The organism is Myroides odoratus (assembly GCF_965118575.1).
GTDB classification, from domain to species: Bacteria; Bacteroidota; Bacteroidia; order Flavobacteriales; family Flavobacteriaceae; genus Flavobacterium; species Flavobacterium odoratum_B.
Map to the genome: position 1 here is coordinate 13,208 of NZ_CBCPHW010000007.1, position 23,067 is coordinate 36,274.

Here is a 23,067-nt window from a genome sequence, read left to right on the forward strand (position 1 = left end):
GATTACAAATATTTTTTATTTTTCAATGGACTTTTCTCATTTTCCAATAAATCATGGGCAATTTGAATCATTCCACTGTTAGTAGCACTCCCCCACAAGGCTCTTCCAAAAATATAACTAATGGTATACTCTTTCCAAGAACCACAATAAGTTTTAATTCCAATATAGGATTTTTCTAAATACGCTTTTAATTCCTCTTCAGTAAGATAACCCATGTCAAAACAACAGCGAGCAATAAATGCTCCTCTTCCATAATTCCAACCTGCATCTTTTACTTTTCGCAAAGAGGTAAAATTATCCACTACACCCTCTTCAATCAGCTCAGGTACTAGCTTATTTAAATTTCTATAAATCTCTAGATAATGATTAAAAGCCTCTTTTTCAGCGGGTAAGTTTGCCTTTAAAATAGCCACATAGTTTTCCTTATCTTCAAATGCACAATAGACGATATCGATATATTTATCTTGATTTCTATTTTGTAAATCCGATAAAATATCAAGGGCATCTTCCTTGTCAAATAGTTGCCAATAATCTTCTAAAAGGGTCTTTATTGTCGCCTTACTAAGCCCCGTTTCATATGAATTGAGATAAGCGGATTGCTGCTCGGCATACATTGAACTGAGTAATAAGTGATCTAATCGCTGTCCTATTACTGCGTTTTTTGAATTTAACTGAATACTTTTAAACGCATTTAAAATTTTCGAAAACACATTCATATTTGCGCTTAGTTTAAAGTTAAGTTAGAAAACTTATCTTGTAGTGTTGTTATAAATCGCTCCCCAACAACTTGATATTTAGCTCTTGTTGCAAACTGTTTTTCTAAATTAAAAAGGTCAGTAGGATCAGGTACATAATTCAATCTATCGTGAATTTCAAGAGACAACGCATGGCCATCTATATCAAATGTAATAGTATGTACTTTAGGTAAATACTGTTCTGATGATTTTGTATATATGCCTAATCCGGCTTTTAAAATACCTGTATAGTGAAGTTTAGCTGCTTCAATTCTAAATGTATCGAAGATAATATGCTCATCTAACTCACCAGCTGTATCCGTACTAAAAAAATGTAACTCATTTCCACTTAAAACCCAAAAACAGTTCATTTCACTTCTTTTTAGTTTCATTCCAATAGCAGATAAAGCAACATTTTGAAGTCCATCACTCAAAAGATTTTGAACCTTGTTGGCGGTTGATTCTGGAATCGATGCTGAAGTAAAAGCATCGATTGATTTTCCTTTCATCCCCTGATTTAGTTGTGGAAAATCGTGCATTAATACCGCTTGTTTATAAACCTCGTACTTACTTCTTTCAACATCTAAGTCGATTTCTGCTGCTACTTTTTTGTGTTTTTTATTCATATAAAGCATAAAACACACGCCTGCAATTACCAGGACAAGAGGTATTAGAAATAAAGGATCCATAACCTACTGAATTTAAATATTAGTTGGTTTTATATTCTCTTTTTTCGATGGAAGACATCCCCAGATTACCAAGGCTATTATAAGTATAAAAACAAGTTTTCCTCCAATTTTCTTCCAGAAAGACAAAGGACTTTCCGCTGTTTTTACATCAAAATCATGTTTTTCTTTTAATATTTCAGCTATTTGATCGTCAATTTCAACGTAGGTATTATTTGAAATATCAGCCAACACATATCTTCCATTCTCATTCCAAACAGACATTGTCAATGCGCCGTACTCCGTATTGAGATAAGCTACGTTTACTTTTTGACCTACTATCTTTTGAATTTCAGAATCGGTAGGTAACTCCATTGTTGTTTCTATTGTTTCACAAGGTAAACAAACTGGAATTTTTGCTTTTGCAGATACCATATTGATGGTGAAAAAAGCAATAACTGTAATTAAAAACACTTTTTTTGTCATATTCATTTTTTTTAAATTATTTCCCTCTTGTATTAGAGAGTTTTCAGCGACGAAAGTAGTATTTTAATTATTTTAATAAAATTATTTTTTAATATTTTCTTAAATATTTTATAATTATATTGTAAAATATTTAAAAATAAGGCTTGATAGTCTTGCTAAATAAGATTTTATACGTCTATTTCGCATACGTTTATTGTTGTCTCAGGTATAAAAAATTTCTTGAAGTATGAGAAATACTAACTACTTCCTATTGAAAGTGAAACGCTTACCTTTAAAAGGAGTCTCAATGATAGAAATAAAATGATATAAAGTAGAGCGTTTATATCTATCTATTTTAGGTACAGTTTTTGGGTATCTAATTGTGCTGCCAAAAAAAGCTTTAATTGCTTCATAGTTAGCCTCAGGGGGTTACAAAAGGAGTATCATGTGAAGCATTCTTGATATATACTGCCTTTTAAAAGGGCTTGGGCTAATTTATGTTCATATGCGATTAGAGCAAAATTTGGTTGTGGACTGTTTTCATTTATCTCGTAAGCCTTTTACGTTTGCTTTTATTTGGAAGCCATTTTTGAACAATATGCATTTAAAAAGAAGGTTATCCAATACCCTACGTATTCTTACTAAGAACCGAAATAACGTTGAATCAAAGACCTATACTTTTTAGTCTTGTATTCAATGATCGGTTTACTTTTCCCATCAAACAAAATCATTGCTGTTCTTTTCTTCAATTTTGTAATATCGATTAAATATGTTTTGTCTTTCAATCTAAATTTTAGCTGTCTGGCATCCGTTCTACCCACCACTCTTTTATCAGTAGCTGGTCCATATTGATTGTATAGTGAATTGGCTAGTTTGGTATGTACTTCATTGTCACCCTTAACGTTTAGATTTTCAACAAAGAAAATAGCTGTAGAAGGTGCTATTACTGTAATGCCAAATTCTGTTTTTGTTTCAGGGCTTACCAATTTAATATAGCGCGAAGAACAAGAACTGAAAGCGAAGAGCAGTAAAAACACAAGCGACAAGTGCTTTAATTTTAAATTTTTCATTTATTTTTTATTAAATATAGTTTACCTAAATTGTTGGTAAACAAGTGATAGTGTAGGTTTGGATGTGTATAATATAAATAAGGTAAGAAATCTGATTGCCCCGCTCGAGAGAGATTACCTACAAGTTTATTGTTGATTTCTACTTTGTCATTCTTCCACTTATCACTCATCCTCACAGCCTCTTTAATTTTTAACGTATCTTGATCGATACGTACAGTAGTATATAAGAACCCCTCCCACAAGTGATTCTCTTCCAATGTTATTTTTTGAAAATACTGGTATTGGATATTCGGATTATCATTAGCTACCCACTCATATTTGTCTGTTGAATAGTATCGAAACAATTCTTTACTAACTTTTTTTTGAATCTCACGAAACGATTTAGTATCATTAAAAAGGATATTCCACTTGTTGTCTTGCCAAAATACCACCTTTTCAAAAACCTTATAGGTTCCATCCGCTAGACTGTAATAGTTTTTAGCAAAGAAAAAAGTAGCCTTATTCTCTATATTTTTAATCGATTCAACTTGCTTTTGGCTATCAAAACTAAAATCCTCGTTGTGTATTTCAATTTTTCTTTTTATCGTATCCCCATCTAATGCCCAGGTTTTATAATAGCCTTCCTCTAGATTGATCAGATAACCTTCAAAAAACAATTCATCCTCCGTCGATGGTTTATATTGCGCAAATAAATTACCGTAGTTATCCAACTTATAATATTCCATTTTTAATCTTTGTTCCCTCTCTCCGCCTTCATATTTAGCCTTAGTTAGGATTAGGTTATTTTGGGGTGTGAGATAAGGATTCAAGGGAAGATCGCCTTCCATTAGGAGACTCATTTCTTTATTCTTGAAATGCAATACAGGCTCATTTATATCTTGATAGTCAATATACGCTCTCGGTAACTTAGTACTCGTAAATAAGTTTCTAAAATAAAGATCAAGATTCGAATTCGCTAGGGTTGTAATAGCAAAGTAAATGACAAGTCCACCAAAGAGCCATTTTAATTTTTGAATTGATTTGAAATAAATAAATAGAAAATAAAAAACAATACTTGCGATGAATACACCTAAGGCAACAAAAAAATGAAAAAGTTCGGCATACGCCCCTTTTAGTAAAGCAGTGCCAAGGAAAAAATAGACAATAGCAAGGATAAAAGCAAGTAAAATAGATTTTGCAATATGTTTTAAAATTTGTTCTTTTTTATTCATCTTCAATTACTTAGTTTCTTTTATTTAAATGATTACTTCCTATTGTTTTTAAAAATAAACCTCAATTTTGCTAGAAATATTCTTTTTTAATATTGCTTCCTAATCTATTCATATTCTTGTTTTATTCAACGTTTCATTGTATTTGTTTAAGTGTATTAAGCAAATTACTGAAAAAATAATATGATTTAGAGCTTTGTATTTTCAATCCACGAATGTAAAGTATCTTCATGTTTAAATTGCTATACGTATCCAATAATTCTGTAATAAAAATAGCTTACTCCATTTTTTTGGGATACTATTTCATAATCTTATCTTATCAAGTTGTCCTATCAACTGTCGAAATATGGCTTACCTACTTCTCTTTCCTTATCCTATTCCAAACTAAAACAGAAGTATTACCGCAATCAATACGCTGAAAATTGAATATATTTACAAGAGCCAATCAAGGTTGTTTAACCTTTTTTTAAATTTTATGAAACTTGAAAAAAAATTGAGTATCCCACAGGAACGAATATTCAAAAAAATAGTACCTGTCCTATTGGGGGGATGGGTGATCTTAATTGGGGCTTGTCATCCCTATCAAAAAAAGAAAGACAATCAAAGTGTGGATCCTAAAAAATATCCTGTTGAAAGTAAAATATTCCTCGTTGGTGATCTAAATAAGGACCAAATACAGGATACGGCTTTTATACATTCCAAGAACAGCGCAGCGAATGAATTAGAAATGGAAGAAAATTTGCAAGCTATAACAATTAAATTTTCAGGAAATATAGCAGCCTTAACAATTGAAGGGAGTTTAGGGGTTTATATTTCTAAAACCGAAGACTTAAATCAGGATAATGCAAATGAACTATTCGTTTTTTCTCGTACAAATGAAGGTTGGTGGAATGCGCTTTATGTTTTTTCGTATCGTGAAGACAAATGGAGTAAAATGGCAGAAACCCAAGCATTTGTTTCAGAACCCCAGGACTTTGAACATAGAATAAAGAAGGAAAATGGATCGTATTATTTACTAGGCGATAACAAATGGGAAGAAGAGGAAAATGGACATTTTAAAAAGATAGAAGTCAAAATTCCAAATCGGTACTAGAAGATTCAAAACCTCTATTTTAGGGGTAGTATTTAATTCATAAAAAAGGCATCCGTTTTTGTCTAATTTTGCTCAATATAGCGTTGCCTCTATTTATTCGTTAGTAAAAATAGACAAGTCTTATCCCTTTGAAATCGCTGCTTTATTTGGTTGTGCCGTTATGACTGGTTGACAAGCTCATTACACATAGACTGAAACTTGAAGATATAAATGAAGGTTTTGAAAGACTAGCAAACGGAGAAGCAATAAGACCGATCCTCTTATTTGATTAACCTCCAATAAAGAATTCCCTTTACTCAATAAAAAGACCTATTGAAGTAAAGGGAATTTAGTTTTTTTATTCTAGTAAAAGACTTATAGTTATAAAGTAAAATTTATCTTTATTTAAACCTAATACGCTGTACATCAATATATTTTAACTAAATTGTTTTATCTTAATTTATAAAATAACTCGATTTTTTACTTTTACTAAATCATCCTATTCCTCCTTGTTAAAACTTTTTATCTTTTAAAATAAGATTATTCCAAAACCGTTCTTTCTTTGCCACAGAAATGATGAAGAAATGAAAAAAATAGCTATTGCTGTTTGATTTAAAAGAATACATCTAAATAAGAGAATCATTACGTTACTTTTTTTTCATAATTAGAAAGGTGGGGTTTGTGGGGACAATAGACTTGAACTATTGCTTATTGAATCGATTGTATTGGTTTATCACGATTCGCAAATTGGAAGTCGTCCTCATCTTTCTTTTAAGTATGGTCTAGCTTATTTCGTTTACAATGCTAGTCTTTTAATCCGTAAAACTTTAATTTTAGCTTTTGAGTTAGTACCTCTTTTGTCAATTTAGAAGACCGATTTACTATTCAAGCTATTTTAAAGTTTTACTTTTTTATTTCTATCTGCAGGGGTAAATCCAGGAAATGAAGCAATCTCAAAGAAATAGTAAAACTTAAACTTGTTGTTCTTTAAGGGAGACTTTTACAATTAACTCACATTGGAATTTATTCCTCTGCGCTACGCTTTTTAATGCGTTATATTTTAATCCATTACAAGCCAAACTAAACGACAAAGAGGGCTAGGAATACCCTGTGGTTTGTATTTCAATGGGGTGGTTTGGAAGAAGAGAATTTTACGAGATAAAGCATATGCCCTATTCTCTACTTATTTCTTATACCTCTTTACTGATGGGAAATGAGTCCATAGTGAGTCCATTAAAGCAAATCTTTTTTAATACCCCTCTTAGTAACAGGATGCACTCATTTTGTAGACAGAAGGAAAATAGACAAAGTCTGGTAAAAAAATGAAGGAGACTGCCTTTTGGGACATTCTCCTCCAACAATAAAAAAAAAGTTAGTTTTCTAAACGATCAAGTCTCGCTTTTAGCTCTTGGTTTTCTTGGGATAGCTCTTGAATCGCTTTGATCATGGGCGCTATTAAATCGGTGTATCGCAAGATTAAAACCTGCTCTTGTGTGTTATCGGATTGAATAATTCCCGTATGGGTTAGATCAAGATCAGTCAAAGTTTGCTGTAAATCTTGCGCTACAATACCCCACTCCTTTTTTTGCGTGCTATCTCCTATACGAGTGTATTGCATGGGTTTTAATTTAGTTACTAAATCTAGTCCTACGGGTAAAAGTGAAATATTCTCGAGCGATCGTTTATCGTTTATAGCAGAAAAAGGAACTTGCCCATAAATGGAAACCACATTTTCATTTCCGAATCGAATGTGATTCGAACGATACACCTTAGCCCCATTTCCCACTGTAGTAGTATTCGTAAGATCCAGCGCATCTATACTGGCACCATATCCTATAGCGGTATTAAATGAACCATTTATATTGGTATTCAAAGCCCTATATCCAATTCCTGTATTAGAGCTTCCATAGGTGTTGCTTAGTAAAGTACTTCTCCCCATAGCAACATTATAATTTCCATAACTATTGCTCACTAAGGCTTCCATTCCTACCCCCGTATTATTTAATCCTTTGGTATTGTTTTTTAACACACTAGAACCAATAGCCGTATTCGCTTCTCCAGTGGAATTCATTTTTAAGCTATTCGCTCCTACTGCCGTATTATCATGTCCTGAAATAATTTGATTTTCTCCATTTAAACTATTATAACCAATAGCCGTATTCCATCTTCCGTGATAAGTACCCTTTGGTGTACCTTTATAAGAACCAACACCAAAAGAAGTATTATACGTATTTATATCACTCAACAAGCCTGCTTGAACCCCATGACGTTTAAAAATTAAATCTTGATTATCCGTTGTGCCAATAAAATTTTGACTGGAATCTGTATTAGAATTTCCTTTCGTACTCCAAGTATTGTCTGCAGTGGAGAGCATAACCCATTGCTTGCCATTAAAGTAATAATAGCCTGAATAAACGGGATTGGTCTCGTTTTGAACGAGTGAAGTATTAAATACAAGTAAACCTTTTGCAGGATTCAAAATCGTTTCTAAATCATCAATCCCTTTTAAACTAACTCTTGGAGGTAGAAAACCCATATTGTTTGCGCTTAAATCTAGTACAGCGGAACTATGAGGGGTTTTTGTATTAATTCCTATGCGAGCAGGCTTGCTTTTACCAGTATTTATATTCAATCCATAGATGCTATTGCCAATATTTAATTGATTACTTCCATTGATGTCAGATACATCAGTTGAGGCACCAATTAATATGTTATAATCGCCAGACAAAAGATTACTTCCCGCATACTGACCTATGCCTATATTCCAATTTCCGCTTTGCATACTAGATAAGGAACTATTACCTAAACTGCTATTGCCAACCCCTTGTGAATTACGGCGCATTGTAAAATTGCCAATTCCTACATTTCCAAAACCTTGAGTTGAATTTTGTAAGGCATATGCTCCAATACCTATATTAGAATAATAATTATTATTTTCTAAAGCACTAAAACCAATCGCAGTATTCATTGTACCACCTTCTAATCTTCTTAAAGTATTGATCCCTATTGCTGTATTATATTGTCCTTCAGAAATTAAATTAGACAAAGCACTAACACCAAAGGAAGTATTCATATTGGACAATCTTCCTGATTCTATATTGTTTCGTTTAAATAGTACATCCATATCGGTTTTCGTTCCAATAAAATGCAGCTTGTCATTAATATTATCATTTCCTTTTATATCCCATGAATCGGTATTAGACTGAAAATCATTCCAATTCGTCCCGTTCCAATAGTAATATCCTGGTAAAACGCGAGTATCAAGAGTCCCTGCATCTACCGTATTATAGATAAGTAAGCCTATAGCAGGTCGATCAATAGTAATCTGATCCTTTTTACCTTTTAGCGGAACGCGGGGAGGTAGAAAACCTTGATTGGATGAAGCGATTTCTAAAGCTGCTGAAGGATGTGGTTGAGGTGTATTAATTCCAACTTGTCCATAAATAGCGAATATTTTTAAATAGATTACTAGACTTAGTATATATTTTACTTGTTTCATCTTTCTGTTTTTTTATTCTTAATTCGAAACAAAATTCACGAAATAAGCCTAATACAGGTTGATAAAGGATAAAAAAGTAAAGTAAAAACAACAATATATCTGTTTATAATTTGGAACTATTTATGATTTAAAAAAACGAATCCTTATTTTATTCTTCCTGCGATACAAATCATGGATCAAAATCTTTTTTAGTATGAAACATCTATTTTTTTTTCTTAAAAGTAAGGTAGAAGAAAATCCTTCTATTTTTCTGACACAGAAGAAAATAAAATACAAACTACTAAAAATCAAGGTTTTGCGAAAAACATAAAAATAATAATTGATACATTTTCCTCTATTTTACCATACAAAAAAGGTAAAAATTAAAATAGCGCATACTTTTTTACACTTTAGCGATTCAATCTGACGAATCATCAATTTCTTTGTCCCATAAAACTTAAATAATCTCATAATGCGCCTATTTATGGTATTTACAAGCGCTAAATATCATATTTTCTAAAAAAACACTAATAAATTAAGAAAGGCTTAAAGGAGAAGATTTAACTCCAGATATTCTTTCCTAGAATCTAAAAATAGAGGAGTTTATGGTTTAATAATAAAAACGAAAAAAAATGAAGAATGAAGTAGAATTATCATCGCCAACGGATGTACTAAAAAAGCTCAAGCTTTTATTAGGATTGAAAAAGGGATATGAATTAGCGAATCTTATTGGTGTAAAACCCAATACCATGTCTTCCTGGAAAGTAAGAGATTCAATGCCTTATCATCGCCTATTAGCTATATGCATGGAATATAATATTGACTTAAATGATTTATTTTTTGAGCACGGTTCAAAAGATAAGCCCATGGAGCGCTACATTCAAGTTCCCATTTTATATATCAGTAAGTATTGGGATTACTATTTCAATCCTAATTTCAAAAATACAACCGTATTACCTTGGGTTTATTTTCCTGAAAATATCGATTTTGATCTCATTATACAGATAGCGACAGAAAATGAAAAAGATCGAAAAAGTAAGCTTCTTTTTACCTTTTGTAAAAGAGTAGAAGTAAGTGAATTAAGTATTGGAGAAACCTATGTGATGATTGTCAAAGACATAGGTTTCTTATATGCCAAATTGATTTCTATCGATTTTATTTTAAATACTTTACAACTTGATTGTGATAGCCAAAGAATTATAGAAGTGAAAATTAAAGATTGCTTGGAATTATTTCTATGTAAAGGATTTTATATCGATAGCTAAGCCGGATTTATCTGGTTTCATTCACTTGCTTTAATAGCCTCCCAATTTTTACCTCATTTGTACTGAAAAGCTTCATACAAGGATCTAGAAGAAATTCTTTGTATAAGCCTGATTTTATATTTATTTGGTATTTATTTAACTTAAAAATATAACAGAAAAACTTTGATTTGTGTTATTTATTTGCATCAAAAATAAACAAAACTTAATGTAATGTATTAGTTGCTAATAAAACAATAAATCGCTAAATTCGAATTAATTCTAATGATTAATCATATAACAGCCATGGATCTCTTTAAATACATCTTGATCTCAATTCCACTCATTTCATCCATGACCTGTGGACTTATTTTTATGGTCGTATTTCATAAGAGTCTTTCCCTAACAGAAAATAGAATTAGACAAACACTTGGAAGTTATTATATTTTAATGACACTTTTGTGGTTGATTACAAATATTTCAATAGAGCATTATAAGAACATGTTAATCGTAGTTCCTTTTTTCTTTTTATTGATACACTTAACCCAAGTCGTGTTTTATCACTTTATATGCTATATCGTCCCCACAAAAGAAAAATTTAATGCTTTCCACTATAAAATAGCTATAGCTATTTTTATCATGGCTAGTATTTTAGTTTATGTCATTTCCAGCATTAAAGACTATAGTGACTTTGATTTCAATTACTTTTTTTATCAATATTTGTATCTATATACTTCCTTAAATATGGTATATTATACGGCACTATGTTGGATTAGACTTTATAAATATAATCAGGAAAAATACAACAGGCAATTTGCGAGAAGTAGCTTTAATTGGATTCATGTTTTACTCTTGTTGCGAACTTTATTTTCCATTCTATTTATTTTCAATAATCAGCGGATTATTCTAATTGATACAACCATAGTTGTTCTGATTGCAACGCAGCATATTATATTAATATTTAATGTTTTACAGAAAAATATTATCGATAAGATTAGAGCAGAATATAAAACCAATATCATGCTTCCCTCGGGGCAAATTGTTTCAGTCGATAACAAAGGACAAGTAGAAAATATATCCCATAATTCAGCATATCTACCAGGCCATAATGAATCAAATAGTTTACTAACGCAACAGGATGTAGTTGCCTATTTTTCAACTGAAAAACCCTATTTAAACCAAGACTTTAAATTAGATGATTTAGTGAAACACTTTGGCGTTAATCGAACGTATATCTCAAAATTTATCAATGTAACCTTTAATTCCAATGTAAGTCAGTATATCAATCAATGGAGAATAAAAGAAGTGGAAGAATTGCAGAAAAATAAAGAAGAGATGCTTCTGGAAAATTTAGTTCAAAGGGCAGGATTTTCAAATTTACGCCATTACCTGAGAGCAAAACAAAGCGTTGAACAAAAAAATAAAACGATTTAACACAAGCATAATATGGATTTCGAATATTTATTTTTAGTAGTATCTTTTTCAGCCTCTATTTTTTCAGCCTTGTTTTGCTTAATTTTAATTGCATTGAAATTAATCAACACAAACTTGGATTCATTAGATTATTTTACAAAAAGATTATCTATAGTACTTGTCATTTTTTATTTCATTAGTATTCTATATAATATTACCATTTTATTATATGTTTTTGATGTAAAACTTTTTTGGTGGTTTAAAGCACTGAACTTTCAATCGGTTCTATTGATTCCAGTGATATTTTACCATATTGTCTTTAAACTTTCTAGATTAAGAAAGGAAGAAAAATTCAAGTATTACCACTATTTAGTTTGTTTTTTAGTGGGTCTATTTTATTTACTTTATTCGGAATTTTTACTAGATCCTGCTTCCACTATCTTCAAAGAAGATAACATCAAAAACACACTTTTCTTTGATAATGGGAGAATCGTAGCAAGAATTATTTACAACTCTTTTTATTTGTCATTAGGGCTTTATCGATTAATTCGATACAGAAGAAACATTAGCAACTATTCTTCTGATGAAAGTCAAAATTCTTTAAGATGGTTGTATCGTATTTTTATTATTGTCTTTTTATTGTATCCTGGACCTCTACTGTTTTATTTTATACCTGATATAAAACATAGTTTAATGTTTGGTCAATTGATACCTAACTTTTTATTTATGTTTTTTAATATTAGTCTTTGTTACAATATTTTTAGCCAAAATTTCGCCTTAGTTTATGAAGATATTATCGAGGATAAAAAGAAGCAGGAAAACAAAAAAGGAAATCCTATTAACAAAGCGGATTTTGAAGCGTACATTAGAAATCATAAACCGTATTTAAATCCTCAATTAAAAATTACCGATCTTTTAGCGGATTTAATGACGAATAGAACTTATTTATCTTCTTTTATTAATACAACTTATGAGATGAACTTTTCACAGTTTATAAATAAATGTAGATTTAACGAGTACTTGGAATTAAAAGAATCCTTAGATCAAGCGCAACAAGTTGAAGGTGAAATCATACTGGCAAGTGGTTTCACAAGCTATGAAAGTTTTAAACGCACAGAAAATCAGTATTATAAAAAAACCAATTGGATTCCTATTATGTGATGTATATATAGTATTAGATTTTGCTGTAGGATTATCAATCTATAGCCCATTAATATCCTTTTTTTATAGTATGAATTTAATACCCAAAGAAACTATAAAGCTAGCTAAGATAGCTAAGATTCATCATCTATAATTCTTTAACTATAAATTCACTGCGTCTATTTAATTGATGTTCAGCCTCTGTACATTGTATCCCATTTGTACAAGTGTTTAGCACCTGTGTTTCTCCATAGCCTCTACCTGTTAATCGAATTGGATCGATTCCTTGTTCAATCATCCATTTAATCGTTTCTTTCACCCGGCGATCTGATAAAGTCAAGTTATAGGTATCATTTCCTCTGCTATCTGTATGAGAACGTACATCAATTTTCATCGTGGGATTTTGTTTCATCACCTCTACTAACTGTATCAGTTCCATGGCTGCATCCCTTCGGATATTGGCTTGGTCAAAGTCAAAGTAAATCGGCTGAAGATTTAATTTCTCAAATAAATCATCATCGACTTGTAGGGGTTTTTCTGATTTTTCTAAGCCGATGTTTATCGTCTTACCTCCAGGTTCACGTTGCACATTAAAGGCCACTTCAACTGTGTTGTATAAGGGCTTTTCAACTTTGATGCGGTATTTGTAATCACAATTTAATCCCGAAGTGATATAATACCCTTCGTTATTCGTTCGAAGCGTGTCTGATTTTTGATACCGTGCATCATAAATCGTAACTAATGCGTGGGTCAACTTTTCGTTCGTATCTTTATCATATACGTTTCCTTCTACGTTTTGTATACAGGGTTTCTCAGCTAAAAAATAGACATCATCGGACCCCTTACCTCCTGCTCGATTGGAACTAACAAAACCTTTCCCTTGTTTGGAATCAAAATAGATACCAAAATCATCCAGGGGACTATTGATTGGTTCCCCTAAGTTTACTGCAGAACCAAAGCTACCATCTGGGTAAATTTTGGACACAAATACGTCCAAGCCACCAAGGCCTGGATGTCCATCCGATGAAAAATACAAATGAAAGTCGGAGGAGATAAACGGAAAGTTCTCTCTTCCTTCCGTATTGATTGATTTCCCCAAATTTTCTATAGGTCCATAGCCTCCATTTTCATATAGGGCGACGCGAAATAAATCCGATTGACCGATTGTTCCATTGCGATCGGAAGAAAAATACAACCATTTATCATCGGGTGTTAAAGCTGGATGAGCCGTATTGAAATGATCGCCGTTGATGGGTAACTCCTTCACTTGTCCCCACTTCCCGTCCATTTGCTTTATCACTTTGTATACTTTCAATACAGAGGTATTTGCTTTATTTTGCTTACTCTTGCCCTTGGATGTGGAATTGTTACGCGTAAAGTACATCGTATTTCCATCTTGGGTAAAAACAGCATTGGCATCATTTACTTTAGAATTGATTTCTGGAGCAAATACTGTTGGGGTTCCAAAACCTTTAGCATCTAGTGTAGAGCGGTATAAACTGGTATAACTCTCTTGGGTTCTGCTATTCCTTTCATTTTCCTTTGGATTGGCTGTTGCTTGGGTGGATGTATAAATAAATGCATCTCCAAGTAGTGTTCCTCCATAATCAGAATAAGGGGTATTGATATCCAATAATGTAAGAGCATAGTGATCGGATTTATTTTCTATCGCTGCTAAGTAATTGCGATTCTTATTGTATAAGATAACTCTGTGATCTTCTTGTTCTAAAACCCCAAATTGATCCATCATCTCTTGAAATTTCGTGTAGTTATCTACAGATTTTAGCGTTTGTGCATAACGGTAAAAGTATTCGGAAGAAAGTTTCGATAGGTTTTTATTTGCATAGTGGCCTTCAAATAACATAGCATACCATTTGTTTGCCTCAACCAGTTTACCGTTGAAATAATAGGCATCGGCAAGATTTTGTAAGACCTTGACATTGATGTACCCTTTTTCTACAATGCGTTCATAGCTATTTATGGCGTCTACATACGCCATGCGGTTAAAACTTTGGATGGCTTGTTTTTCTTTTTTTAGCTGACTGTATCCTGAGGTTCCAAAACTCAAAGCTAAACACAGGAGACCTACCTGTATCATCTGTTTTTTCATACCTATTATTTTTAGAAAAATCTTGGCGTCGAAACGCGTTTGAAAACGTTAAACAAACTAAAGCGCATAAAAATTTCGTGAGATCCTGAGTTGTAATTGGCGAGCTTACTTGTTTCGGCATCATAACTATAACCAATAAAGAGATGATCTGATACTTGGAATCCTACAAGTCCACTAACCGAGGCATTCCAGCGGTAAGCAGCTCCAATAGTGAACGTATCGATAAACATGAAATTCGTTGTTAAATCTACTTGTAAAGGAGATCCTTGCTCTATTTTTACTAGAGCTGCTGGTTTGAATTTTAAATTGGGATTCAAATCAAATACATACCCTCCAGTTAAGTATATATGTACGTTTTGACGCAGTGTTTTTACCTTATCATCATCATAACGATGACGTGTTAACAAACGAGGTGCGGATAATCCAACATAGGTTTTATCGGAGTACAAGAATAATCCAGCTCCGATATTCGGTGTAAATTCACTTTTAATATCTTCCTGTGCTACTGGATCTGTTGGATTATAAATACTTAATTTACTGTAATTGACATCCAATAAATTGGCGGATCCCTTAAGTCCAAAAGCTAATTTATATTGATAATTCAAATCAATAGCATAAGATAAATCAATAGATAGCGTATTATCATCCATTATCCCCAAATGATCATTGCTGAAATTCACGCCTAATCCCAATCCCGAATTACCTAGGGGCGTATCAACAGATAGGGTTGCCGTTTTTGGAGCTCCTTCAAGCCCAACCCATTGGGTGCGGTATAAGCCAAAGATATTCAAGCCTTCCCTACTCCCTGCATAGGCAGGATTAATATTGGAGTGGTTGTACATATACTGCGTATATTGAGGGTCTTGTTGGCTGTAACTTTGCTCTATACAAAATAGACCTACACCACCTAAAATGATTCTTTTTATTGTGTTATTTAATTTCATCGCCTTTTTGGTTTAATTGGTCTCTACATGTAAATTAGCGGCTTTCTTAATCATACGGCTGCCATTTGCATCTTTGTACTCATAGGTAAGAACATAATAGTATGTACCACTAGGTAATTTTTTGCTTTTATCCACGGTGATTTTACCTTCTGAATAACCTTTGAATACATTCATACTACCATCTCCATTGGAATCATATTGGGTCGTTTCATATACTTTAATTCCCCAACGGTTGTAAATCTCGACGCGATTGTTGGGGTACTTGTTGATGTTATCAATAAGAAAGTAATCGTTTTTTCCATCCCCATCTGGAGTAACAAGATTGTAAATAACTACATCACCATCTAAAAGCCAGTTTTTCTTAATTGTCGCTAAGGTGAAATAACCATAGCCTTTTACCGTTGATATGGTGGTAACTTCTTTGGTAGACATATCAACAGCACCTCCCTCATCAACCCACAACTGTTGCTTGTCATCCCAACGAACGATATGCAATTCCGTTTCTGGGTCTTGAAGTAATTCTAGGGGGGTAACCGCTTCATCCCAGCTTAACGTAAGCTTAATATCCTTCTCGGCATTATCCTTTCCCTTTAGCACCGTCCAATATTCACGCTCATTGACTTGATTGATGATTCCTGACTTGGCTTTGTTTTTATCAAAAAAAGCCTTATCGCCTACTGTATACTTTGCTTGGTAAATATTTTTTTCAGCTCCTGAAGCGCTAATTTTTAGGGGTCTTACAATTCCTTTTGCTCCAATTGGAAATACAAATTCCGTTGCTCCAATTTTTTCAGCTTCACCTTCTATGAAACTTAAATTACTAGCATTGATATGACTCGCATTGGGCATAAAACTAATCATCCCTTTGGTTAAATTGGTTGTGTTATTTTTGGTGGAATCGACTTTAATAATTCCATGCTTAAAATCTAGCGCACCCCAGATATCAATATTGGCTTTAAGATCAAAAAAAACTTCTTTCTGATTCGTGTTAAAAGAGAGATTATTAAATTCGAACCTGTTATCTCCTTCTATGACTTGGTTCGTCCCGTTATCTGAAAAAAAATAAACTTTACCCGAAGTTAATCGCTTACTAAAACTGAATAATCCATGATTGGTGACTGTTCTATAATAGTGTATTTCACCATCGTTGATCAATTGCCCCTTGCTATCATTAATAAAGTTTGAATAGGAACTTAAAATAGTCTGGTTCTCAATTTGAAATATTCCTTTGTTTAAAAAAACATTATTTTGTGCCTTAAGTACAAGACTATTTAAAAGGGTGTAGCTCAAAATAAAAATAGTATATAAATAGTTCTTTTTCATGTTGGTTTTTTTAATTTTATTTTGAATACTTCTTCTTACAAAATCAATTGTAAAAAGAAGTATTACTGCTCAAGCAAAATTTTGCCATACTATAAAAGGAAGATTAAATCTCTTGAATTCGGTATTGAAGCAAAATCTGATCGTTCATTAAGGGGTAAAAAGAGATTGTCTTTAAAGAAAAGAGAGGTTTTAGAATTATTCCCTTTGATACCTATAGGATGGTATAAGTAGTATAGAGCAAATGATCTACTCCATATTATTTGTTTTTTTATACTTTATTACTTTACTAGCGTAGAAAGTATTTTTGAGTTAGATTTTGCTCCAACGATTCATTTAATACTTTACTGATTGTGTATAAGAGAAGTAAAATTGTAAGTAATTAGGAATATTTTTTGTTTGAGTTACTCTTAGAGTACGATCTTTCTATTCTTAATTAAAACATAGAAAAAAAGAATCTAGGAGAAAACCTCCTCCTAGATTAAAAAGTATTATCTCGCTGTAAATTCAATCATAACTTCATAATTAGTTCCTGCTGTCTGTGGATAATACATGGATCCCTCACCCATATAAAAGTTAATTTTAGATCCTGTTATACTAACGCCAGTTACGGAGCTTGAAATAATTTTCTTATCTCTAAATAACTTAATAGAAACAATTCGGTCTATAGTGGTTGTATTTGTAGGTAATGTGATCGTAACTTCATCAATCTTAGCTCCTGCATTTGTAAAGCTCGCACTGTTTTTAAATAAAAAAACATCATCCCCATCAATCTTATTCCCTGTATTGACAGAAATATTATTCGTTACTTTGTCGCCAATCTCCTGTTTAATAAACTCCAATTTTTCTTCAAAGAAATTCTTAATATTGGCTTCAACATCAATGATTTTCTTTTCTTTTGTTACTGGGTCAACTTGGTATAAACTATTTGCAGGAATATTACCTTCCGTTATTTCCACATTCGTGAAGTAAACGTTTCCTCCATCATTGTTGATAATATTTGTAATTTCATTTTTAATGATATCACTCTCATTAAAAATCTGTTGAATGTCTTCTGTTAGATTTAGATAATCAACACGTCCATTCTCTCCTGTATATTGGTAATAAATCTCACCTAGTTTTGTGTCAGCAGGTACAACAGCTTCTGTATCATGAAACTCAAGAGGAGCACCAGCAGTAGCCACTTTAGCTCTTTTAATTAAAGTTGCGCTCTCAAATCCTTGTATAAAATCTGTTAAATCAACATCAACCTTAGTATATTTTTGATTTACAGCATCATAAACTACATGATAGATTTTATTATTTTCAGTATCATACACTAGCACACCTTGTGGAATTGTTTTATCTGAACTCGATGGATTCGTAGGCACTAGATAATCAACGATTTTTTTTGCCTCTCCAATATCTCCAGAAACTAAATTAGTGATGGTCTCTTCAAGATTAACTTGATCCACAACTTGATTCCATTCTTGGTTCTTCCAAAAGTAAAACCCGGATGGCATTGCTTTTTCAGGAGCATTTGCAGGCCCACCCAAATTATATACAAGCAATCCGTCTACTTGTTCCCCAGTTATAGGCGCGAAAACGGTTCTACTTGTTAAAGTAACTCTTGGTATCAAAATACCTTTATCTGTTGCTTCTACATCCAGCATGGCAGAACCTTTTGGGTTTGGTGTTCCAATACCAACCTGGGCATTAGCTGTATACGCAATAGTTAAGAAACAGGCATAAAATAGAATTCTTTTCATCTTTTTGTATTTAAATTATTAATTATTTACATTTTGTTTTTTAAGCTTAAATTGTAGCGGACTAAACCCCTCTACATCTAATACTAAATAGTAGAATTAAGTACCTTTAGTGGGTTAGAAACTTTTATCTTATCCTAAAGTTTAAGAAGTTAGTTAGTAACTTCTAAAAGGATTTTTCACTTAACTACAGTGCAAATAGACTAAGAACAACAAGAAGACTTCAAGTAATTTGTACAAACTTAGATGACAATCCATCATAGATAGGTTTTAAAAGTAAAAACCATCCATTTACCTTTTTTATTTTCAAATTTAAAATACTGTAAAACAACAAGTTGTTAAATTAAAAAGTAAATTTACCAAAAGTAAAGCTCTTCAATTCGGGTTAAAAAAAGCTGTTTTTTTATACTTATTAGGTCAAAAAAGTGAGATTTTATCAGGATATAAGCCCAAATTTGTTATTTAAATGAATAGAGATAGAACATAATCATCTTCAAATTGCAAAATATTCGAGTTCAATAAAAAAAAAGAGGTTTTTTCTCTATTTTTTATTGAACTCGAATATTTGTACAGTATAGTGGAGTATTGACTGCATCTCTCAATAAAATTTGGAATACCAGTTCAGTACCCTTTTTATATTTTGTTACCTTCTTCGATAGTTAAGTAACTTAAAGCCAAGTGGTGGCGTTTCTATGTACTAATTGAATATAATGAAAAAGTTATTTTTATCTTTTGGTCCCTTATCCAAAATATGGCCCGATCTATTTTCTCTTTTTTTAAAGACTAAAAGAAATTAGCAACCAATGATAAAGTTTTACTTAGTAGTACAAAATCTAATTAATACTACTTTTTTCAACACAAATACCAAGTTTTTCTAATGATAGGTCAAGAATAATCGCCCCTTTTTCAATTGACTCCGTAAGAGGAAGTATTGATGTTGCTATTGGGGATATATAAGAATAGAGGAATAGCGATCATCAAAATGGTGAGATGTATCGCGCGATTTTGAGATGTATTAGTGTAGTTGTTCTCTTTTATTTATTTTCATTTGTAACGAATTGCCAAAAACTTAGTTGTTTTCTTGTCTCAAAACCAAGTTTTTCATAGAGTTTTATAGCACCAAAATTAGTATGCACGACGTGTAGATAAGGAATTTTGTTTTCATTGAATACTTTATTGCTTGTGTACGCTATCAACTGTTTTGCATAGCCGTTGCCTGTGTGTTCAGGGTGTGTTACAATAGCACTTAATTCGGTGTATTCCTTCATTTTCATTCGTTCTCCAGTCACTGCAATTAAGTTATTTTCCTTGTATATACCATAATAACTTCCCAGATCTACGGTCTTATTTTTGAAATAACCAGGTTGAATCAAATTAACAAGTCTAAACAGATCATCCTTATGCTGTTCTGTTTGAAGTTCAATTATAGGTTCCTTTATTTCAATATCAATTCGTTTGTCAAGCACCATTTGATTGCAAACTATTTCACTTTTCAATTGAACTTTAGAATTAATATCGGGCTGGGTACCCACTACAAAAAAGGTGTTGGTCAATGCAGCATATAAGTCAATTCCCGTTTGTATTTTGTCAGAATTTTTTATCCCGCCGAAAGGACAATTAGTAGGGTTATAAAATTTTATACCTTCATACTCAAGGGCAAAATTTTGATGCGTTTCGCTCAAAGAATACCAAGCAGGGTTATCTAGTTTATTTATTCTCATTTTTATGATACTGGTTTAAAGATTTTTATTCATTTAAATTTGATAGCTATTCTATTTGATACACTCTTATAATCAGGTGCGCAGATCGTTACCTAGTTAGCTACTTGCATTTACAAAGGCAAATAAAAGCAGTATACCTACCAGAATTGTAAGCTAGATTTGCTCTTCAATACTTTCAATTGAAAAATGTAAACTATTGATTTGATATCCTAAAGTTGTTTTATACTGCTTTTTCATAACAGTTGAAAACTCCTTTTCGAAAATTGACAGTACCTACGAGGTCATATCCTTTTTTTAAGTACACTGCATTGGCCGTATCATTCAAAGCGAAGGCATCGAATCGAATAGATTGATACTTATTTTCATTAGCGTATTGTTCTGCATATCGGATCATTTTGCTTGAAATTCCTTTTCCTTGTGCCGTTGGTTTTACGAATAACCGATGAATAACAAGAAAGGGAAGCCCTGTTTTCCAGTCTAATTCCTTGTATTCTTCATCGCATCTCTCATTTAATACCATATAAGCTAACAATTCGCCTTCCTCTTCATAAATAAAGGCTTCTTCTTTATCAATATCTTGGATCAATACAAATTTGTTTGGATAAGCTTGATCCCACTGATCAATACCTTGATTTATCATATGTTTTTTTACTTCTTCTAGTACTTTTGATGCTTGTATTATATCTTTTGGAAGTGCTTTTCTAAGCATGCTATTCTTGGTTAAATGGTTTTAAAAAGTTGCAATAAGAACTAAGGGTGATTTACCTATAAATGATTTATTTTTTCTATACTTTTTTTAGCATTTTCGTTGTGGGGATCTAGCTCAAGTGATTTACTGTAATTCGTTAAGGCTTTTTTGTACTCTTTATTTAGATAATAAGCCTCACCTAAGCTATCGTATAAATTAGCATTACTTATATCCTCTGAAATAGCCAATTCAAATACCGCAATGGCCTTTTCTATCTGATTAGTATGAATTAATTCATAGCCAAAATTATTTAGATAAAAAGATCCTGATAGATAATGAGCTGTATCCTCTCTTAGTTCTCGATATTTTACTGCTGCAAGGTCAAAGTTGTTTTGAAATTCCCTTGCTAATAACGAAACTAAATTAATTTTTGGATACAGAATTAATTCGGTCTCTATTTTATTGTATAAATTTCCCCAATCGTTTAGCGCTGCTTCAGATTTGTTATTCATAATTAAAACCAGACCATACTTAGAATCTGGACAAATTAATAGACCACTTTGAACACCATTTGATGTTCCGGTTTTTCCATAATAAAAACCCTCTTTTTGACCATACCCTACATCCCACAAATAGCCCTTATCATCCTCATTTTGCTCTTCTTTAAATAATAAACGGGTAGATTCTTTAATTAGAGGATGACCACTTTCTAACTGAAATTGCATAAATTTTGTTAAGTCTGGTAAACTACTAATCATGCCATAAGCACCTCCCAGTAAAGGATTCTTATCTAAGGGAGCTACTTTACCATCTTCACCAAAACTTACAGCTAATTCTTTTTTATATGTATTATAAGCTTGTAAATAAGTATGTTGTAATTCCACTTCGTTTAAGAAATCTTGGAGTAATTCTTTATAGGATTTAGAGTATACTTGTTCTAAAATATAGGCAACAAGCTCCGGACCTACAGAATTATAATCGTAGAATGTACCTGGTTTTTTATCTAATTTAACCGTTCTAAGTTCTTGTAATAAATCAGACATTGTATAAGTAAAAGGTCTATTTTCATAATACCCTTCATTTGTCTGTTTGTTTATTTTTTCAAGTTTTTTAGGCGTCTTAGTTTTAAATCCTAGCGTATGCGTCACTAAATTTTGAATCGTAATGGGAGTTCCTTCGAATTGTAGATTAGCATAGTCTCCTTTAAGATACATTCTAATATCATCATCTAACCGTATCTTTTTTTCAAGAACTGCTTGTGCGGCTAATGAACCCACAAAAACCTTTGAAATTGAAGCGATCTCATAAAGTGTCGTATCATTCGGCTTCTGTTTAGACTTTTTATCTAACTCACCATAATATTGTTGATAGACTTCACCTTCTTTATAAATCGCTATTGCCAAGGAATTAATATTGCCTTTTTGTAGCGTATTAGCTGCATATTGATCTATTATATTGCTAAGCTCTTTAAAGGATTTATTGTGTTCTTGCTCTTTTTTGTCTTTGACTTCTACCACTTGTTTATTCTCTGAGGCAAGCAACTGGAATTTAGTATAGCTTTTAATCCTATTATCCCAATTATCAAGTTCTGAATAAATTTCTTTAAGCCCCTTATCTAAGTCAGCCTTAAGCGTACAAGCACCCCCTATTAATGGAACTAACAAAAAAGTGAACGTTATAAGTATTTTAGTATTCATTCTATTTTTTTGATTTAAATATACATAATTTTAAGAATAAAACAGACTCAAAGAAAGTCTCTAAATTTCATTTTAATATACCCTCTCCTCTCCTAGTTGTTTTGAAATTGGTCTGTAATAACTTGAGACAGAATTAATGCCCTTAAAACCTTAATTTTGTAAGTATAGCTTGTATGAATTAAAAGGAAAATAACACTTCCTTTCTGAGCCTAACTACAAAAATTAGCCACAACTAAATAAAGGATTAGTTTCCTGTAATTTTTATTAATTTTGCTAAAAATAATTTGAATTGTTTATTCTTAAACTTGCTTACCTCAAAGTAGGCATAGATTGCTACAGGGCGGTAATCTCTATAG

At 32.1% G+C, this 23,067-nt stretch carries 17 protein-coding genes; 4 read left to right on the forward strand and 13 right to left on the reverse strand.

The window, feature by feature from the left end; translation table 11 throughout:
- Nucleotides 1-2 precede the first annotated feature (2 nt).
- The 5 genes from ACMHJ2_RS07295 to ACMHJ2_RS07315 all read right to left on the reverse strand — a co-directional run bounded on the left by ACMHJ2_RS07295 (nt 3) and on the right by ACMHJ2_RS07315 (nt 4,145).
- Nucleotides 3-716, reverse strand: a complete 714-nt coding sequence (locus tag ACMHJ2_RS07295) for a DUF1266 domain-containing protein (protein WP_413512295.1) — start codon at nt 714-716, stop codon at nt 3-5.
- A gap of 8 nt (nt 717-724) precedes the next feature.
- Nucleotides 725-1,423 (reverse strand): hypothetical protein, encoded by a 699-nt coding sequence (locus ACMHJ2_RS07300; RefSeq protein WP_413512296.1) that lies wholly within the window; start codon nt 1,421-1,423, stop codon nt 725-727.
- Nucleotides 1,424-1,435: 12 nt separating this feature from the next.
- On the reverse strand, nt 1,436-1,885 hold the full coding sequence (locus ACMHJ2_RS07305; RefSeq protein ID WP_413512297.1) for a hypothetical protein: 450 nt from the start codon (nt 1,883-1,885) through the stop codon (nt 1,436-1,438).
- 620 nt (nt 1,886-2,505) lie between these two features.
- The gene (locus tag ACMHJ2_RS07310) at nt 2,506-2,934 is read right to left on the reverse strand and encodes a hypothetical protein (protein WP_413512298.1); all 429 of its coding nucleotides are present in this window, start codon (nt 2,932-2,934) and stop codon (nt 2,506-2,508) included.
- Nucleotides 2,931-4,145, reverse strand: a complete 1,215-nt coding sequence (locus ACMHJ2_RS07315; RefSeq protein ID WP_413512299.1) for a hypothetical protein — start codon at nt 4,143-4,145, stop codon at nt 2,931-2,933. Before ACMHJ2_RS07315 ends, ACMHJ2_RS07310 begins: the two co-directional genes overlap by 4 nt.
- 472 nt (nt 4,146-4,617) lie before the next feature.
- Here ACMHJ2_RS07315 and ACMHJ2_RS07320 point away from each other — a divergent pair, with 472 nt between their 5' ends.
- Nucleotides 4,618-5,235 (forward strand): hypothetical protein, encoded by a 618-nt coding sequence (locus ACMHJ2_RS07320; RefSeq protein WP_413512300.1) that lies wholly within the window; start codon nt 4,618-4,620, stop codon nt 5,233-5,235.
- Nucleotides 5,236-6,586: 1,351 nt separating this feature from the next.
- Here the strand turns inward: ACMHJ2_RS07320 and ACMHJ2_RS07325 are convergent.
- A complete protein-coding gene (locus tag ACMHJ2_RS07325) occupies nt 6,587-8,713 on the reverse strand; it encodes a tail fiber domain-containing protein (protein ID WP_413512301.1) in 2,127 nt (708 codons plus the stop codon).
- 611 nt (nt 8,714-9,324) lie between these two features.
- Here ACMHJ2_RS07325 and ACMHJ2_RS07330 point away from each other — a divergent pair.
- The 3 genes from ACMHJ2_RS07330 (at nt 9,325) to ACMHJ2_RS07340 (ending at nt 12,507) form a co-directional block, all read left to right on the forward strand.
- A complete protein-coding gene (locus tag ACMHJ2_RS07330) occupies nt 9,325-9,957 on the forward strand; it encodes a helix-turn-helix domain-containing protein (RefSeq protein ID WP_413512302.1) in 633 nt (210 codons plus the stop codon).
- A gap of 261 nt (nt 9,958-10,218) precedes the next feature.
- Nucleotides 10,219-11,367, forward strand: a complete 1,149-nt coding sequence (locus ACMHJ2_RS07335) for an AraC family transcriptional regulator (protein WP_413512303.1) — start codon at nt 10,219-10,221, stop codon at nt 11,365-11,367.
- A 12-nt stretch (nt 11,368-11,379) separates the two neighbouring features.
- Nucleotides 11,380-12,507: a hypothetical protein gene (locus tag ACMHJ2_RS07340; protein WP_413512304.1), complete on the forward strand. Its 1,128-nt coding sequence runs from the start codon at nt 11,380-11,382 to the stop codon at nt 12,505-12,507.
- Nucleotides 12,508-12,634: 127 nt separating this feature from the next.
- Here ACMHJ2_RS07340 and ACMHJ2_RS07345 read toward each other — a convergent pair whose 3' ends face one another.
- The 7 genes from ACMHJ2_RS07345 to ACMHJ2_RS07375 all read right to left on the reverse strand — a co-directional run bounded on the left by ACMHJ2_RS07345 (nt 12,635) and on the right by ACMHJ2_RS07375 (nt 22,711).
- Nucleotides 12,635-14,596 (reverse strand): OmpA family protein, encoded by a 1,962-nt coding sequence (locus ACMHJ2_RS07345; RefSeq protein WP_413512305.1) that lies wholly within the window; start codon nt 14,594-14,596, stop codon nt 12,635-12,637.
- Between the two features lie 11 nt (nt 14,597-14,607).
- Nucleotides 14,608-15,540, reverse strand: coding sequence for a type IX secretion system membrane protein PorP/SprF (locus ACMHJ2_RS07350; RefSeq protein WP_413512306.1), 933 nt, complete (start codon nt 15,538-15,540; stop codon nt 14,608-14,610).
- A gap of 12 nt (nt 15,541-15,552) precedes the next feature.
- The gene (locus tag ACMHJ2_RS07355) at nt 15,553-16,863 is read right to left on the reverse strand and encodes a gliding motility-associated C-terminal domain-containing protein (protein ID WP_413512307.1); all 1,311 of its coding nucleotides are present in this window, start codon (nt 16,861-16,863) and stop codon (nt 15,553-15,555) included.
- A gap of 488 nt (nt 16,864-17,351) precedes the next feature.
- Nucleotides 17,352-18,608: a hypothetical protein gene (locus tag ACMHJ2_RS07360; RefSeq protein ID WP_413512308.1), complete on the reverse strand. Its 1,257-nt coding sequence runs from the start codon at nt 18,606-18,608 to the stop codon at nt 17,352-17,354.
- Nucleotides 18,609-19,639: 1,031 nt separating this feature from the next.
- The gene (locus tag ACMHJ2_RS07365; protein ID WP_413512309.1) at nt 19,640-20,326 is read right to left on the reverse strand and encodes a GNAT family N-acetyltransferase; all 687 of its coding nucleotides are present in this window, start codon (nt 20,324-20,326) and stop codon (nt 19,640-19,642) included.
- Nucleotides 20,327-20,546: 220 nt separating this feature from the next.
- Nucleotides 20,547-21,035, reverse strand: a complete 489-nt coding sequence (locus ACMHJ2_RS07370; RefSeq protein ID WP_413512310.1) for a GNAT family N-acetyltransferase — start codon at nt 21,033-21,035, stop codon at nt 20,547-20,549.
- 56 nt (nt 21,036-21,091) lie between these two features.
- Nucleotides 21,092-22,711, reverse strand: a complete 1,620-nt coding sequence (locus ACMHJ2_RS07375) for a serine hydrolase (RefSeq protein WP_413512311.1) — start codon at nt 22,709-22,711, stop codon at nt 21,092-21,094.
- Between the last annotated feature and the right edge of the window lie 356 nt (nt 22,712-23,067).

Coding starts and splice junctions, on each gene's coding strand:
- ACMHJ2_RS07295 (WP_413512295.1), bottom strand. CDS start 716: ATGAATGTGTTTTCGAAAATTTTAAATGCGTTTAAAAGTATTCAGTTA.
- ACMHJ2_RS07300 (WP_413512296.1), bottom strand. CDS start 1,423: ATGGATCCTTTATTTCTAATACCTCTTGTCCTGGTAATTGCAGGCGTG.
- ACMHJ2_RS07305 (WP_413512297.1), bottom strand. CDS start 1,885: ATGACAAAAAAAGTGTTTTTAATTACAGTTATTGCTTTTTTCACCATC.
- ACMHJ2_RS07310 (WP_413512298.1), bottom strand. CDS start 2,934: ATGAAAAATTTAAAATTAAAGCACTTGTCGCTTGTGTTTTTACTGCTC.
- ACMHJ2_RS07315 (WP_413512299.1), bottom strand. CDS start 4,145: ATGAATAAAAAAGAACAAATTTTAAAACATATTGCAAAATCTATTTTA.
- ACMHJ2_RS07320 (WP_413512300.1), top strand. CDS start 4,618: ATGAAACTTGAAAAAAAATTGAGTATCCCACAGGAACGAATATTCAAA.
- ACMHJ2_RS07325 (WP_413512301.1), bottom strand. CDS start 8,713: ATGAAACAAGTAAAATATATACTAAGTCTAGTAATCTATTTAAAAATA.
- ACMHJ2_RS07330 (WP_413512302.1), top strand. CDS start 9,325: ATGAAGAATGAAGTAGAATTATCATCGCCAACGGATGTACTAAAAAAG.
- ACMHJ2_RS07335 (WP_413512303.1), top strand. CDS start 10,219: ATGATTAATCATATAACAGCCATGGATCTCTTTAAATACATCTTGATC.
- ACMHJ2_RS07340 (WP_413512304.1), top strand. CDS start 11,380: ATGGATTTCGAATATTTATTTTTAGTAGTATCTTTTTCAGCCTCTATT.
- ACMHJ2_RS07345 (WP_413512305.1), bottom strand. CDS start 14,596: ATGAAAAAACAGATGATACAGGTAGGTCTCCTGTGTTTAGCTTTGAGT.
- ACMHJ2_RS07350 (WP_413512306.1), bottom strand. CDS start 15,540: ATGAAATTAAATAACACAATAAAAAGAATCATTTTAGGTGGTGTAGGT.
- ACMHJ2_RS07355 (WP_413512307.1), bottom strand. CDS start 16,863: ATGAAAAAGAACTATTTATATACTATTTTTATTTTGAGCTACACCCTT.
- ACMHJ2_RS07360 (WP_413512308.1), bottom strand. CDS start 18,608: ATGAAAAGAATTCTATTTTATGCCTGTTTCTTAACTATTGCGTATACA.
- ACMHJ2_RS07365 (WP_413512309.1), bottom strand. CDS start 20,326: ATGAGAATAAATAAACTAGATAACCCTGCTTGGTATTCTTTGAGCGAA.
- ACMHJ2_RS07370 (WP_413512310.1), bottom strand. CDS start 21,035: ATGCTTAGAAAAGCACTTCCAAAAGATATAATACAAGCATCAAAAGTA.
- ACMHJ2_RS07375 (WP_413512311.1), bottom strand. CDS start 22,711: ATGAATACTAAAATACTTATAACGTTCACTTTTTTGTTAGTTCCATTA.